Genomic DNA, 14,375 nt, shown 5'->3' on the forward strand with positions numbered 1-14,375 from the left:
CCTCTAATGAATTACATACCAATCAACTTGACGATTTGATTAGCGACAACTTTGGCACTCTGGTCATCCGTCTGGATGACAAAATCGGCAACCTCTTCGTACAGGGCGTTGCGCTCTTGCGCAAGACGCTCAAGCACTTCACGGGGCGGCTCTTCGGTTTGCAGCAAGGGACGACGCTTGTCTCTCTGGGTTCGCGCCAATTGCTTTTCAATGGTGGTTTCGAGGTAGACCACGATGCCGCGTGCGGAGAGTTTGTTGCGGGTTTCACGGCTCTTGATGGCACCGCCACCCGTTGCCAGCACGATACCCTGCTGTTCGGCGAGCTCACCGATCACCTTCTCTTCGCGGATCCGGAAGCCTTCTTCGCCTTCAACATCGAACACCCAGCCGATATCGGCACCACTGCGGCGCTCAATCTCATGATCTGAGTCGAAAAACTCCATGTGCAGTTGTTCTGCCAGATGTCTACCTATGGTGCTCTTGCCCGCACCCATGGGACCTATCAGGAAAATATTGCGTTTCTCAGCCATGTCTTTTCGTTAGTAATTACAAACTGTATGGCCCCGGTAAACACTCGACCGGGGTACCTATGAACCTTATCTTGCGATGGATCAGGAGGGGGATTATCTCAGTAGAAACCAGGACTGGCAACCGCAGCCCTTACGCCCCAGCCTCATCGGGGCGTAAGGTTATATGTGTTTTACTCTCACAAGTAAAGTTTTCAGAGGGCGTCGGTCACTATCCTCGGGGTCACGAAGATCAGCAGTTCGCGCTTCTTGTTTTCACTGGTGGTTTTCTTGAACAGATAGCCCAACCCTGGGATATCCCCCAGCAGCGGCACCTTGCTGACATCGCTCTTGATGGTCTGTTGATAGATGCCGCCAAGCACCAGAGTTTCACCGTTGTTGACCAACACCTGGGTGGTGATGGACTGGGCGTTGATGGACACCGCATCCCCGGTCCCGGTCGGCACGGTTTCACCCTTGGTATCCTGAGTCACGGTCAAGTCCAGGATCACCCTGTTGTCCGGGGTGATCTGCGGTGTGACCTTGAGGCTCAGCACCGCCTTCTTGAAGGTGACCGAGGTCGCCCCGCTGGAAGAGGACTCCACATAGGGGATCTCGGTCCCCTGCTCGATCAGGGCCGGCTTCTGGTTGGCCGTGGTGACACGCGGACTGGCGATGATCTCGGCCTTGCTCTCCTTTTCCAGAGCCGAGAGCTCAAGATCCAGAAGAGTACCATTGGCAAGACGGGCGACCTGGAACGCCAGCGTGCCGGCCGCGTTGGTCACCGGCAGGTTAACGTTGAGTCTGTCTTCTACGTTGGGGCGAGTGATGGTGGAACTGCCATCATTGTTTCCGGCGCCATCATTACCCTCTATGGTGCCCGAGGTGCCGTTGCCATGACCGTCTGTCTTGGTCACACCCCAGCGCACCCCCAGTGCCTCATCGAAACCATCATCAATGGTCACCATGCGCGCCTCGATCACCACCTGCTTGACCGGGATATCGAGGATATCCAGCATCCGCTTGACGTTGCTGATGACATCCGCCGTGTCCTTGACCACCAGCACGTTGGTACGTTCATCCACGCTGACCGCCCCTCTGGGGGAGAGCAGCTTGGTACTCTCGGAGGAGAGCAGGGCCGCCACTTCCGATGCCTTGGCATAGTTGATCTGCAGATACTCGGTGTAGAGGGGAGCAAGATCCGCCACCTGGTTGCGGCTCTCCATCTGCTGTTTCTCGCGAGCGGCAATCTCGTCCGCCGGCGCCACCAGCAGGATGTTGTTGTCCAGCCGTTTGTCCAGCCCTCTGACCTTGAGGATGATGTCCAGCGCCTGCTCCCAGGGCACGCCATCGAGACGCAGCGTGATGTTGCCGGAGACCGAGTCCGTGGTCACCAGGTTCAGATTGTTGAAATCGGCGATGATCTGCAACACGGTACGAACAGGAATATCCTGGAAGTTCAATGAGATGGGTTTTCCTTGGTACTGCTTCGCCGCCGTGGTGGCCACCCGTTTTTTCACCTCGATGATGAACATCTTGTCGGCCTGATCGTAACGGTAGTCAAACTGGCCGTTCACCGAGAGCTCGAACAGGGTGTCATTGCCCTGGCGGAACACCTCCACCTGGGAGACCGGGGTAGCAAAATCCTGCACATTGATGAGGTTGAGCTGATCATCAGGTACCCGGGTACCGTGGAACTTGGCCAGCACTTTCTGACCACGGCTGCTGACATCCACCGCCGCCGAACTGTTGTCCAGCGTCACGAGGAACTCCCCCTGCCCTTCCTTGCCACGGCGAAAATCCACGCCCTTGACCGAGTTGAAGTAGGCCCCCCCCATGTTTGCCTGAGACACGGACAACACCGGCTTGCCGGGGGCAACGGGCGAAGGAGCCACAGTAGGTGTGGAAGCCATGGCCGGCAGAGCCTGATATTGGGACTGGTTCTGGGCAACTCGCTGGGTGTCAATCAATGCAGACTGAGTCACCGGCTGGCTTCTGACGAGCGCAGACTGGCTGGCTGCAACAGGCGCCGCCGAGGAAGCGACCGGCTCCCCTGCCTTGTCTCCCAGCGCCACCAGCAATTTATTGCCCTGCTGATGGACCTGATAGGGGGTGAGCTGATCGAGGGCGATCTTGATGTCGAGCCCCTGCCCCTTCCCCTCCACCAGGAGGTTGTTCACCCCTTGCTGCTTGATGGGCAGGGGATTGACCGTCAGGGCACCGATGGCCCCGGGTACGTGCAGCAGAAGCTGATTGGGTTCATAGGTCAACCTGTCCGTAAAACCGCTGACCGGTTCGCTGAAGCTGAGCTCCAGCAGGAGTTGATCGGCCAGCAGGGGATTCACCTTGACCTCCTGCAACGCGGGTACTGCCCACACCTGAGTGCATCCGCCCAGCCACAGCAGCGCTACACCGGTCATCCTTCTTATTGTTGTTCTCATCTCTGCTCATCCCTGATCATAGTTTTGCGTCGAGATTGGCCATGGCCAGCTGGGTTTCTCGGGTGACCCAGCATCCTTTGCCATCCGGTACCGTCTCCATCAAGTCAACATGCGTGTTCGTTATCTTGATGACCCTGCCCTGATCCAGCCCCATGTGCTGGTTGAGCCCGACGCGCACGGCTTGCCCGTCCGGGGTTTTGATCAATGCCCACAACTGCCCCTGCTTGCCGATGGAGCCTTTCATGCTCAGGCTGGCAAGCGAGTAGCGTTCCAGCACCTCCTTTTCCCGATTGGCCACTATCTGGGCACAGTCCGGCTTGGCCTTGGCATCCAGCCTGGAACTGGTTTCCGGCTGGGGTGCAATGAACGGACTACGCTGATCGCTGCGTTGATAGACCATGGGCGAGAAGGGCTTTATCTCCGGCAAAGATTCGATCGGTACCGGCTTTCTGGCCTTGGTCTGTTTGACATACTCATCCATGTCCTCCTGTCCCCCACAGGCCGTCAACAGCAGCGCCGACAAGAGAAGTACGCCCGCTCTCATGCTCATGGCTTTTTCTCCACGGTTTTGCCGTTGTACTTGTAGGTCTTGGCCTGCATGGACATACCGATCAGCTCACCCCCCTTCCCCTGGCTGAGCTGGAAAGAATCCAGGATCACGATGCGCGGCAAAGCAGCCATGTCCGCCGTGAACTTGCCAAGTTCGTGATAAGTGCCCACGACCTCGATGCGCATGGGCAGCTCGGTGGAGAACTCGTGTTTCACCTCTGGCTCCCAGTTGATCCTGTTCAATGTCAAACCGTTGTCGGTGGCAATGAAGCTGATGTCATCCAGCAAACCGGCGACTTCGTGGGTGTTGGGCAGCTGTTTGAGCTGGGTGTCGACCAGATGTTCCAGCTGGACCATCTGCTTTCTGTATGCTTCCAGGTTCGCGGCCAGCATGGCCTTGCTCTCGAATTGTCCCTTGAGCTCGGTCTCTTTTGCGGCTTCACGACCCAGGGCCGCCAGGGAATTGGCAATCACGTAGTAATAGAGTGCCCCGCCAAGCAGAGCACAGCAGAAGAAGACAAAGATGCCCTTGGCGATCGGCGGCCAGCGGGCAATGTCATTGAGATCCAGGTCGTTGAGTTGTTGCAGGTTCATTTTTGCCCCTTAGCCACGTTGGGTAGCGCCGTGGCAATCTGGAACATCATGGAGAACTGGCTCAGGGCGATGGGGGCCACCTCGGCCGTGAAGATGGTGCTGAGCTGGGATTGTGTCAGCCAGCCGGACCCGTCGATTCGGCGCATCATGCTGGCCACCCTGCCATAGGCTTCGGTCTTTCCCTTCACATCTATCTTGTTGTTTTGCAAGGCAAGGCTATCAAGATACACCCCATTGGGGACCAGCACCGGCAGCTGATTGAACAGACGCACAGGGATGTTGCGGCGCATCTGCAACTGCTCGATGAGTTGCATGCGGTCAATCAACTCCTTGCGCCTCTCCTTGAGAAGCCTGATCTCCCCAAGCTGGGTGTCCAGGGTTACCATCTCCTGCTGCAACCGCTGATTGCGCTGCTGCTGGTAGCCGATCTGCTGCTGCACCAGCCAGTCTGCGGCAAAGGCGATGGCTGCCGTCCCCGCCAGGAACAGACCGAACAGGATGCCGAATTGTTTCTTCTGACGCTGCGCCCGAGCCTGCCGCCAGGGTAGAAGGTTTATATTTGACATGGTGTGAAGCTCCTCAGTGCCAGCCCGAGCGCCGTCATGTACTTGGCCCCATGAGTCAGCCCCCCCTCTCCCTGCGGCTTGCCAAAGAGTGCAAAGGGATCGGGGTGCAGCACCTCGCAGTTGAGCTCGCTGCCGATTTGTCCGGCCAGCCCCGGCAACAGGCTCCCCCCTCCGGTCAACACCAGCCTGGAGAGCTCCTTGTTCCCCGAAGAGCTGCAAAACAGCTGCACGTTGCGCCGTATCTGCAACACCAGGGTGCTGAGATGAGGCAACAGGACATCCACCTCATGATCCGCAGGCAAGGAGCCCTGGAGCTTGGCCAGTTCCGCCTCTTCCATACTCATGCTGTAAAAAGAGGCCAATGCTTGGCTGTATTGATCACCACCAAAATTCTGCAACCGGGAATAGATGACTTGGCCCCGTAGCAGGGCGGCGAAAGTCAGGGCGCTGGCACCGATGTCGACGATGCCAACCGGTTTCTCCGAGGTTTGCAGGTCGGGCAGGCAAGCCAGCACGGCGCGTCCGAGCGCATGGGCCCCCACATCCACCACCATGGTCGTCATGCCTGCCTCCGTCAGGGCACTGACCCGGCCACTGACGCTCTCGGTCCGCGCGGCACTGAGCAGGACCTCCTGACGCCCGTTGTCGCCCGCCATGCCGAGGATTTCAAAATCTAGGCTCACTTCATCAAGGGGAAAGGGGATGAGCTGCTCAGCCTCCAGGTGAACCTGGTTCTCCAGCTCGCTCTCGTTGATGTTGGTATCGACCTGAATGATCTTGGTGATGACGTTGGAACCGGTCACGGCCGTGGCCACGTTCTGGCAATCCCCTTGCACGAGCCGCTTGAGCGACTTGAGGGACTGACTGACCCGTTCAATGTCCTGAAGTTGATAGTCGACCAGCGTTCCTCTTGGCATGGGGATCTCGGCAACCGAACCGAGGTGCACCTTGCCGGGACGTCCGCTGATGGTGACGGCCTTGATGGTTTGACTGCCAAAATCAATGCCCGCCATGGAGACGAGGGATCCCTTACTTAATAGCCCAAACATATACACATCCATGCGTTATTGGGTTTTCGGACTTATTGTAGGACAGCGCGTCATGATGTGACGGCTTAACTCAATATAATGCTCTATCTATCAATGTCATAAAGTTTGTGTCAAAAGTTGACGCCCCTCTCCTTTCGGCCTTGATTGCCGCCCCCTTGGTAATTGTGCCCTGGAGTGCTACCCTCCCGCCTCTTCTCGGGGTCGCCTGTTTGCGGACAGGAAAACCTCGAATCCGCGAGGGTAAAAAGGCTATACTCTGCGCCCGTTGGCTAATTTTAAGACGATTGGTAGTTCTTCCATGCTGAAATGGCTCGTTCGCCTGTTTATTGTCATGATGCTGGGTGCTGTGCTGGGCGTTGCCAGCCTCATCGGCATCTACTTCTACATCAAGCCCCAGTTGCCGGACGTCAGCGCCCTGCGCGATGTCAAACTGGCTACCCCCATGAAGGTCTACAGCCGGGACGGGGAATTGATCTCCCAGTTTGGCGAAATTCGTCGCATCCCCCTGCGGCTGGACGAAATTCCCCAGTCCATGATCGATGCCGTACTCGCCACCGAAGATGCCCGCTTCTATGAGCACCCGGGCATAGACCCCATCGGCATCATCCGTGCCGCCACCGTCTGGGCCGTCTCCGGCCAGGCGCGTCAGGGCGCCAGTACCATTACCCAGCAGGTGGCCCGCAACTTCTTCCTGAGCAACGAGAAGACCCTGGTACGCAAGATCAAGGAAGTGTTCCTCGCCTGGCGCATCGAGCAGAACCTCTCCAAGGACGAGATCCTCACCCTCTATCTCAACAAGATCCCCCTCGGCTACCGGGCATTCGGGGTCGGCGCGGCCGCCCAGGTCTACTTCGGCAAGGAGGTCAAGGATCTGACCCTGGACGAGATCGCCATCATCGCGGGTCTCCCCAAGGCACCCTCCATGCTGAACCCGATCCGTTCCCCGGAGCGCGCCTTCGCCCGCCGCAACGTGGTGCTGGGTCGCATGCTGGAAACCGGCAAGATCACCCAGGCCCAGTATGACGAAGCCTCCAAGATGCCGGTCAAGGCCCGTTTTCACGGTGCCGAAACTACGCTGAACGCCCCCTATCTGAGCGAGATGGTACGCCAGAAGATGGTGGAGCAGTTTGGTGAAGATGCCTACACCATGGGACTGCACGTCTACACCACCGTCACCGCCAAGCGTCAGCGCGCCGCCCATCAGGCGCTGCTGGATGGTGTCTTCGACTACGACACCCGCCACGGCTACCGTGGCCCGACCGCCTTGCTGTGGAAAGCCGGTGAAACGGCCTGGGACTACGAGCAGATCATGGCCCATCTGGCCAAGCAGCCGACCTATCAGCCCCTGATGGCCGCCGTGGTCACCCAGCTCGGCGACAAGAGCGCCACCCTGGTGCTCAAGAATGGCAAACAGGCCGAACTGGGCTGGAATGGCATCAAGTGGGCGCGTGCCTTCATCACCGACGATCGCCAGGGCTTTGCCCCGAAATCGGCGCGGGATGTACTCAAAGTCGGCGCCCAGATCTGGGTCAGGGAGAAAGGGGAAGAGTTGCTGCTCTCCCAGATCCCCGACGTCAACGCCGCCCTGGTGGCCATGAACCCGCAAGACGGCGCCATCGAGGCCCTGGTCGGCGGCTTCAGCTTCGAGCTCTCCAAGTTCAACCGGGTCGATCAGGCCCGTCGTCAGGTCGGCTCCAACATCAAACCGTTCCTCTATGCCACCGCGCTGGAGCAGGGCTATACCCTGGCGTCCCTCATCAACGATGCACCGATCAACCAGTGGGATCCTGCCAAGGGCCCCATGTGGCAGCCCAAGAACTCGCCCGCCATCTATGAAGGGCCGACCACCTTGCGCCTCGGCCTTGCCAAGTCCAAGAACGTGATGTCGGTCCGCCTGATGCGCGCCATCGGGCTGGATACCTATATCGACGGCCTGACCCGCTTCGGCTTCGCCCGTGATCACATCTCCGCCAACGAATCCCTGGCGCTGGGTGCGGCGGAGTTCACCCCGCTGGAAGTGGTGCGCGGCTACTCGGTGCTGGCCAATGGCGGCTTCCAGGTCACCCCCTACTTCATCACCGAAGTAACTGACAGCTTCGGCACCCCCCTGTTTGAGGCCAACCCGGCCGCCGCCTGCCGCGACTGCGGCGTGCTGGCCGCCGCCGGTCTCGACAGCGCGGATGCCTATGCCAATACCACGGCAGACTGGAAGGCCCAGTGCCCCATCGATCCTGTCGTGCCCAACAACATGGCACCGCAGACCATCAGTGCCCAGAGCGCCTTCCTCATCACCGACACCCTGACCACCGCCATCTGGGGTGGCAATGGCTGGCGTGGTACCGGCTGGCGGGCAGCCCGTGACCTCAAGCGTCACGACATCTCGGGCAAGACGGGGACCACCAACGAATCCCGGGATGCCTGGTTCTCCGGCTATACCCCAAATCTGGTGGCCACCTCCTGGATCGGTTTTGACAACCACCAGCGCGGTCTGGGCCGGGCCGAGTTTGGCGGTGGTGCCGCCCAGCCCATCTGGATTGACTTCATGAAGACGGCTCTGCAACAGGTGCCCGAGCGCAAGATGCCGGTCCCCGAAGGGATCATGCAGGTCCGCATCGATCGTGAAACCGGTCTGCTGACCAATCGCGCCGATGGCAGTACCACGGAGGAGTTCTTCAAGGAGGGCACAGAGCCCACCCGCTACGCGAGCCAGATCTCCGATGGCAACCAGGTGTATGGCGGTGACGATGCGACCACAGACGGTCCCGTCTCCACCGACGACATCTTCTAGGTCCCCCTGGAAACAACAAAAACCGGCGCCCAGGCGCCGGTTTTTGTTTCGGGATGACGAGCGGGCTGCGTCAGCCCAGCAGGGCTTTCATCAGACTCGAGATGCGGGCCGCCAGCTCATTGAAGCAGGGGCGGCGAACCGAGTAGTGACGATAGAGCAGGGAGATGGTGCGCCCCGGCACGGGGTTGATTACCGGACGATAGCTGACGCCCCCCTCCTCCGGGTTGGCGGGCACGGCGAGCCTGGGCACCAGCGTCATGCCGCTGCCAGCGGCGACCATGTTGCGCAAGGTCTCCAGACTGGTGCCCTTGAAGCGCTGATCCTCACCGATGCCCGCGGCAAAACAGAAACCCATCGCCTGATCCCGCAGGCAGTGACCGTCGGCCAGCATCAGCAATTTCTTGCCCTTGAGATTGTGCAGGGGCACCGCCTTGGCGCTCGCCTCCGGGTGATGCTGAGGCACGGCCAGCCACATGGGCTCCTGATAGAGGGGGATGGCGCCAAACCCCTCCATCCCTTCCAGCTCCGCCAGCACGAGGCAATCCAGCTCCCCCTCCTCCAGCCGCTTGAGCAGCACTTGGGTCTGATCTTCGTAGAGGTAGAACTCCAGCTTGGGGAAGTGTTCACGCAGATCCTGGATGATGTGGGGCAGCAGGTAGGGGCCCACGGTGGGAATGAAACCGATGTGGATCTCGCCGGACATGGGCTCGGCGAAGTGCTGGCCTATGCTCTTGAGCTCTCGCGCCTCTTTGAGCACCTTGCGCGCCTGACGGGCCATGGCATCGCCGGCGGGCGTGAACAGCACCTTGCGGGAGGTGCGCTCGATGAGGATCACTCCCAGTTCATCTTCCAGCTTGCGCAGCTGGCCACTCAGGGTCGGCTGGCTGACAAAGCAGCGCTCCGCTGCCTTACGAAAGTGTTTCTCCTCTTCCAGCGCTACCAGATATTCGAGATCGCGAAGGTTCATAGGTACTGCATCCTGCCGTTCAATGAGGCCGATAGCATGCACAAGAACGGTGCGGGGGACAAGGGAGGCGCGCAGACGGGTCTGCCCTCTCCCTCTCCTTTGACAAGCCGCAGGCGATGGGCGAGAGACTCACCCCATCAGGGAGGTGATGTGATCCGCGAACGCCGCTGGCTCTCCCAGATAGGAGGAGACAGGCAGCGCAACGACGCGCTCCCCTTGCATCAATCCCAGGGTCGGGAACCCCTGCCCGCCGAGCCGGCGCAGCCACGCCTGGCTTGTGGCCAGATGGCCCACAAGATCGACCCGACCAAAGGCCAGGGCGAATGCTTCCGGTGTCAGCCCCTGCTCCCGCGCGAGCGCCGCCAGCCGTGTCGGGGAACCGACCCATTCCCCATCCCGGTAGTGGGTTTCCTGGATGCGGTGCAACAAGGCAAGGCCGTCGCCGCCAAGCTCGCTCACCGCCAGAACGGCGCGTATGGGCGGCTCGGAGTCGAGGAGCAGTGACTCGTTGAGCAGAAGCTCGTTGAAGTAGCGCTCACCAAAGCGCTGTCCGGTGAGGGCATGGATGCGCTCGTCATGGGGGCGCACATAGTCCCGCAGGGGCTGTCCCATGGCCTGGCGCCTGGCGCCCATCCAGAGGCCCCCCCCATGCAGTTCGATACGAAGGCCCGGGATCTCGGCAGCGGCTTTCAGCAGGGGGGCGGCGCCATAGCACCAACCACAGAGGGGGTCATAGACATAATGGAGGGTTGTTTGCGCTTCGTTCATCATCATTCTCGATTCAATGCTGGATAAAAAACCGGGCCCTCGGGCCCGGAAAAAAACACAGGGATGTAGGCGTCAGGGAGTTACCACTTCATCTCGCCGGTATTGACCTTGGCACCGATGGCCAGGCCATCGTCGACCGGCAGGGAGGGGTAAGCCTTCTTCAGCGCTTCAATCAGCTGGCCGGAGTGCTTGGTCTTGGCCAGCTCTTGCTCAAAGCGCTGCACGTAGTCACGGGTGAAGGTCACGGCTTCGGTACCCTTGGGCGCAGTCCCCAGGAAGTGACCCGGCACCACGCGCTCGGGTTTCAGCGCCAGCAGATTGTTCAGCGCCTTGACCCAGTGGCTGCGAGCGGCCTTGGACTGGCTGTCCGCCATCCAGACGTGCACGCCGCTGTAGACCGGCACACCGCCAAAGGCCGTCTTGATGGAAGGGGCCCAGAGGTAGGCATTCGGGGTGTTCATCTCTTTGATTTCAATCTTCTCGCCATCCAGGGTCAGGTGGCTGGCCGTCATCACTTGCGGCACGCTCAGGCTCTTGGGCGCATCCTTGCCCAGGATCGGGCCCCAGTAGCTCAGCTTGGCATCCTTGGTCTGCTTGATATGGTCGACCACATGCTGGTCGGCCAGCACCTTGACATCCGGGAACGCAGCCATGACGGGTTCCAGACCGAAGTAGAAGTCGGGGTCACCGGCACTGATATAGACAGTGGTCAGCTTCTTGCCGCTCTTCTTGATCATGTCCACCAGCGCCTGACCATGTTGCACATCGAACTGGGCATCGATCAGGATGGCCTCTTTGTCACCGGTTACCAGTGAGGAGGAGACGGGGAAGATGGCCTTCTCGCCGGGGTTGTAGACGGTCACGGTCAGGGGGGCCGCCAGGGCGGAACCCGTCATCAGGAGGCTGGTCAGGGTCAGGGTACGCAGTGTGTTGTTCATCAGATAACGCTCATCGGTGTGGATTAATGGAATGAGCGCAGTTTATTGCATCACCATCGATACAAATACCGCATAATGGGCGCATCACTGTTGCACAAATCGAGCATATAGGGGCACAAGATGGATAGGCTGACCGCATTGCGGGTCTTTGTCTGCGTAGTGGAACAGGGCAGCCTGAGCGGCGCCGGGGAGAAACTGGAGATGTCCCGTGCCATGGTGTCGCGCTACCTGGCCGAACTGGAACGCTGGATGGGGGCCAGATTGCTGCACCGCACCACCCGCCGGCTGAGCCTGACCGGGCCAGGAGAAGAGGCGCTGAACCGGGCCAGAGCCATGCTGGCCCTGGGGGAAGAGATGGAACACCTGGCCATCCGCCATGACGAGGCCCCCAAGGGGCAACTGCGCATCACCTGCAGCTACTCTCTCTCCGAAGCCCTGCTGGTCGGGGCGGCGAACGACTACCTGGCCCGTTACCCCGGCACGGCGATCGACATCTTGCTGCTGGACCGGACGGTCAATCTGGTGGAGGAGCGAATCGATCTCGCCCTGCGCATCACCAACGACCTCGATCCCAACCTGGTGGCCCGCAGGCTCGGCACCTGCCACTCGGTGGTGTGCGCCAGTCCCGCCTACCTGGCCCGCCATGCTCCGCCGCAGCAGGTGCAGGATCTGGCACTGCACAACTGCCTCACCTACACCTATTTCGGCAAGAGCCTGTGGGAGTTTCTGGGGCCCGATGGTCCCGAATCCGTCCCGGTGAGCGGCAACCTCAGCGCCAACATCTCCAACCTGCTGCTGGCCGCCACCCTGGACGGGGCGGGGATCAGCCTGCAACCCGCCTACTCGGTTCACCCCCATCTGGCAAGCGGCGCTCTGGTCCCCCTGCTCACCCCGTGGCAGCCCAAGCGCCTCGGCGTCTATGCCGTTTATGGCACCCGCAAACAGATGTCCCCCCTGCTGCGCAGCTTCCTCGACTTTCTCGTGGAGCGGATGGCGGACGATCCCCTGTGGCAGGAAGCCCCTCCCTCTCTCTGATCCCTGCGAGCCGCACAAAAAAGGGGCCTCGCGGCCCCTCTTTGCTCCATCCTGTGCCCGGTCAGGCTTCGAAACCGAATGCCTTGACCGGGGTCTCTCCCTCCTCGGCCTCCTGATCCTCCAGATAGATGTCGTGATAGGCGGCATAGATGGAGTAGTTGATGGCAGGCAGCACCACCAGCAGGCCCACCAGCATCAGGAGTGCGCCAAAGAAGATCAGCACGGCCCCGAGCAGCCCCCACCAGAGGAAGGGCCACATGTTGCGCAGACATCCCTTGAAGCTGAGCCTGGCTGCCTGCCAGACCCCGACCTGATGGAAGAGGATAAGGGCGGGGGCGAAGGTGATGGCCATCAGCACGGGAACGAACAGTGCCAATCCCACCAGGGCGCAGACGAGGAAGCCCTGTGCCTGCTCCGGGGTCAGCGCCAGGGAGCCCGGATCCGCGGACAACAGGCCGGTGAGTCCCCACTGGTGCAGCAGGAATACGCAGATCATCAGGATCCCCATGATGAGGCCGAGCACCATCAGGCCCCCCAGCATCAAGGGGGTCAACCGATGGCGGAAACCGGCAAAGAAGTCGCCAAATTGCAGCGCCTCCCCATGGTGACCCCGCCGCGCCACCGCCACCCAGCCAGCCCCCCACACCATGTAGAGCAACTGGGAGATCAAGCCCCCCGCCGGCAGCTGATCCAGCACGATGCCCACCACAAACCAGAGCACTATCATGGCCACGCTGGCACCCATCCCCTTGTTGAAGATGTCGAATCCGGTGCGGATCCAGATCCAGCCCTGTCCTATGCCATGGCGTTTGGGTTCGTGGCGCAGGGCCCTGTCACTGTTCATCATTGACCTCGTCGAAAAATAGGGGCGAAGCGGCGTCTCCCCAGGGCACGCTCACCGTGACCATGATGGGGCAGGTGCGTACTACCTGGCCAGGCCGCCGGGTCGGGGAGAGCCTCATCTTGTAGTCGGTGACCTGGGTCGCCGCCGAGTAGGGTACCGCGATGGCGGTATCGAATGGAATAGGGGTCAGGGCCCCTGTCCGGCCATGCCCACCGCGACCCGGCCTGGCTGGTGGTGAAACGGTTGTCGCTCGCGAGCGCCCCCAAGATGCGGTAGCGCAGCGGCCCCCTGCTCAGGCTGGCAAGGTCGAAGGGAAGGCTGGCACCCGCAACCAGAGCATTCACCTCGCTGCAATGGCGTGTCCGTTGCGTCTTTCTGGGCCGCAGCCGACGAGTTTATCGCCCACGGTTGACGGACAGCACCGCCAGAATGTGGCATCATCTCCCCCCTCTTGCTTTCCCCCTGATCCGATGGAGCCATCATGCGCCGCCTCTTCTTTCTTCTCCTGCTGCTCGGCAGCCCTGCGCTTCACGCCGAACCGGGGTTTATCAGCCGCCTGCTCAACCACCCGGTGCCGGGGGGCGTGGCCGTGGTACCACTGGGAAGCGGGGCCAAGGCGCCCGCAGTGCGCTATCAGGACAAGCCTGTGCTGGTGGTACAGGAAGACGGGAAGACGTGGATCGCCATCGTCGGCATCCCGCTCAAGAGCGCGCCCGGCCCCCATCAGGTGACCACCAGCGATGGCCGCACCTTGAGTTTCACGGTCGGCACCAAGCACTACCGTGAGCAGCACATCAAGCTCAAGAACAGCCGCCAGGTCAATCCGCTGGCCGAAGACATGACCCGCATCAACCGGGAGCTTGCCGAACAGACCCGCGCCTACCAGACCTTCAGCCCGGCTCAGCCGAGCAACCTGCTGTTTGACAAGCCGGTCCAGGGCCCGCTCTCCAGCCCCTTCGGGCTGCGCCGCTTCTTCAACGGCGAGGAGCGCAACCCCCACTCCGGCCTCGACTTTGCGGTCGGAGCCGGCACTCCCATCAAGGCACCAGCCGCTGGCAAGGTCATCCTCATCGGCAACTACTTCTTCAACGGCAATACGGTGTTCGTCGACCACGGCCAGGGCCTCATCAGCATGTTCTGTCACATGTCGAAGGTGGACGTGAAGCTGGGCCAGAGCCTGCCCCGCGGCGGCATCGTCGGCCGGGTCGGCGCCACCGGCCGCGCCACCGGTCCCCACATGCACTGGAACGTCAGCCTCAACGACGCCCGCGTCGACCCCGCCATCTTTATCGGCGCCTTCAAGCCCTGAGGCCGGCGACCTGCCGCCCAC

At 61.0% G+C, this 14,375-nt stretch carries 13 protein-coding genes; 3 read left to right on the plus strand and 10 right to left on the minus strand.

Features of this window, described 5'->3' with window-relative positions; all coding sequences use genetic code 11:
• Positions 1 to 11 precede the first annotated feature (11 nt).
• The 6 genes from aroK to tapM form a co-directional block, all read right to left on the minus strand.
• A complete protein-coding gene (aroK, locus tag AB5Y89_RS12920; protein ID WP_010673824.1) occupies positions 12 to 530 on the minus strand; it encodes a shikimate kinase AroK in 519 nt (172 codons plus the stop codon).
• 191 nt (positions 531 to 721) lie between these two features.
• Positions 722 to 2,947, minus strand: coding sequence for a type IV pilus secretin PilQ (locus AB5Y89_RS12925; protein WP_368223942.1), 2,226 nt, complete (start codon positions 2,945 to 2,947; stop codon positions 722 to 724).
• A 16-nt stretch (positions 2,948 to 2,963) separates the two neighbouring features.
• Positions 2,964 to 3,491, minus strand: a complete 528-nt coding sequence (locus AB5Y89_RS12930; RefSeq protein ID WP_029314119.1) for a pilus assembly protein PilP — start codon at positions 3,489 to 3,491, stop codon at positions 2,964 to 2,966.
• 2 nt (positions 3,492 to 3,493) lie between these two features.
• Entirely contained in the window at positions 3,494 to 4,090 is a 597-nt protein-coding gene (gene tapO, locus AB5Y89_RS12935; RefSeq protein ID WP_041212566.1) for a PilO family type IV pilus biogenesis protein TapO, read from the minus strand.
• The gene (gene tapN, locus AB5Y89_RS12940) at positions 4,087 to 4,656 is read right to left on the minus strand and encodes a PilN family type IV pilus biogenesis protein TapN (protein ID WP_316286431.1); all 570 of its coding nucleotides are present in this window, start codon (positions 4,654 to 4,656) and stop codon (positions 4,087 to 4,089) included. The genes tapO and tapN overlap by 4 nt, the downstream gene beginning before the upstream one ends.
• A complete protein-coding gene (gene tapM, locus AB5Y89_RS12945) occupies positions 4,644 to 5,705 on the minus strand; it encodes a PilM family type IVa pilus assembly protein TapM (protein ID WP_041212565.1) in 1,062 nt (353 codons plus the stop codon). The genes tapN and tapM overlap by 13 nt, the downstream gene beginning before the upstream one ends.
• Before the next feature lie 298 nt (positions 5,706 to 6,003).
• Between tapM and AB5Y89_RS12950 the strand changes: the two genes are divergently transcribed.
• Positions 6,004 to 8,493: a penicillin-binding protein 1A gene (locus tag AB5Y89_RS12950; RefSeq protein WP_010673818.1), complete on the plus strand. Its 2,490-nt coding sequence runs from the start codon at positions 6,004 to 6,006 to the stop codon at positions 8,491 to 8,493.
• A gap of 70 nt (positions 8,494 to 8,563) precedes the next feature.
• Here the strand turns inward: AB5Y89_RS12950 and oxyR are convergent, their stop codons facing one another.
• From oxyR to AB5Y89_RS12965, 3 genes are all read right to left on the minus strand, one after another.
• Complete coding sequence (gene oxyR, locus AB5Y89_RS12955) at positions 8,564 to 9,460, minus strand: DNA-binding transcriptional regulator OxyR (protein WP_010673817.1); 897 nt, start codon at positions 9,458 to 9,460, stop codon at positions 8,564 to 8,566.
• A gap of 129 nt (positions 9,461 to 9,589) precedes the next feature.
• Positions 9,590 to 10,234 (minus strand): DsbA family protein, encoded by a 645-nt coding sequence (locus tag AB5Y89_RS12960; protein ID WP_043155970.1) that lies wholly within the window; start codon positions 10,232 to 10,234, stop codon positions 9,590 to 9,592.
• A 74-nt stretch (positions 10,235 to 10,308) separates the two neighbouring features.
• Positions 10,309 to 11,166, minus strand: coding sequence for a Vmh family MBL fold metallo-hydrolase (locus AB5Y89_RS12965; protein WP_368223943.1), 858 nt, complete (start codon positions 11,164 to 11,166; stop codon positions 10,309 to 10,311).
• A gap of 120 nt (positions 11,167 to 11,286) precedes the next feature.
• Between AB5Y89_RS12965 and AB5Y89_RS12970 the strand changes: the two genes are divergently transcribed.
• Positions 11,287 to 12,201, plus strand: a complete 915-nt coding sequence (locus tag AB5Y89_RS12970) for a LysR family transcriptional regulator (protein WP_029314115.1) — start codon at positions 11,287 to 11,289, stop codon at positions 12,199 to 12,201.
• A gap of 61 nt (positions 12,202 to 12,262) precedes the next feature.
• On the opposite strand, the gene AB5Y89_RS12975 is transcribed toward AB5Y89_RS12970, so the two are convergent.
• The gene (locus AB5Y89_RS12975) at positions 12,263 to 13,045 is read right to left on the minus strand and encodes a BPSS1780 family membrane protein (RefSeq protein WP_045525644.1); all 783 of its coding nucleotides are present in this window, start codon (positions 13,043 to 13,045) and stop codon (positions 12,263 to 12,265) included.
• 481 nt (positions 13,046 to 13,526) lie between these two features.
• Here AB5Y89_RS12975 and AB5Y89_RS12980 point away from each other — a divergent pair, with 481 nt between their 5' ends.
• Positions 13,527 to 14,354 carry a M23 family metallopeptidase gene (locus AB5Y89_RS12980; RefSeq protein ID WP_039039573.1) on the plus strand — a complete coding sequence of 276 codons (828 nt, stop codon included), beginning with the start codon at positions 13,527 to 13,529 and terminating at the stop codon, positions 14,352 to 14,354.
• Positions 14,355 to 14,375: the final 21 nt, after the last annotated feature.

It is taken from the genome of Aeromonas sp. s4 (assembly GCF_040907855.1).
GTDB lineage: Bacteria > Pseudomonadota > Gammaproteobacteria > Enterobacterales > Aeromonadaceae > Aeromonas > Aeromonas caviae.

Bases quoted from the DNA above. Each gene is read 5' to 3' on its own strand.
- aroK (WP_010673824.1), bottom strand. From the start codon at position 530: ATGGCTGAGAAACGCAATATTTTCCTGATAGGTCCCATGGGTGCGGGC.
- AB5Y89_RS12925 (WP_368223942.1), bottom strand. From the start codon at position 2,947: ATGAGAACAACAATAAGAAGGATGACCGGTGTAGCGCTGCTGTGGCTG.
- AB5Y89_RS12930 (WP_029314119.1), bottom strand. From the start codon at position 3,491: ATGAGAGCGGGCGTACTTCTCTTGTCGGCGCTGCTGTTGACGGCCTGT.
- tapO (WP_041212566.1), bottom strand. From the start codon at position 4,090: ATGAACCTGCAACAACTCAACGACCTGGATCTCAATGACATTGCCCGC.
- tapN (WP_316286431.1), bottom strand. From the start codon at position 4,656: ATGTCAAATATAAACCTTCTACCCTGGCGGCAGGCTCGGGCGCAGCGT.
- tapM (WP_041212565.1), bottom strand. From the start codon at position 5,705: ATGTTTGGGCTATTAAGTAAGGGATCCCTCGTCTCCATGGCGGGCATT.
- AB5Y89_RS12950 (WP_010673818.1), top strand. From the start codon at position 6,004: ATGCTGAAATGGCTCGTTCGCCTGTTTATTGTCATGATGCTGGGTGCT.
- oxyR (WP_010673817.1), bottom strand. From the start codon at position 9,460: ATGAACCTTCGCGATCTCGAATATCTGGTAGCGCTGGAAGAGGAGAAA.
- AB5Y89_RS12960 (WP_043155970.1), bottom strand. From the start codon at position 10,234: ATGATGATGAACGAAGCGCAAACAACCCTCCATTATGTCTATGACCCC.
- AB5Y89_RS12965 (WP_368223943.1), bottom strand. From the start codon at position 11,166: ATGAACAACACACTGCGTACCCTGACCCTGACCAGCCTCCTGATGACG.
- AB5Y89_RS12970 (WP_029314115.1), top strand. From the start codon at position 11,287: ATGGATAGGCTGACCGCATTGCGGGTCTTTGTCTGCGTAGTGGAACAG.
- AB5Y89_RS12975 (WP_045525644.1), bottom strand. From the start codon at position 13,045: ATGAACAGTGACAGGGCCCTGCGCCACGAACCCAAACGCCATGGCATA.
- AB5Y89_RS12980 (WP_039039573.1), top strand. From the start codon at position 13,527: ATGCGCCGCCTCTTCTTTCTTCTCCTGCTGCTCGGCAGCCCTGCGCTT.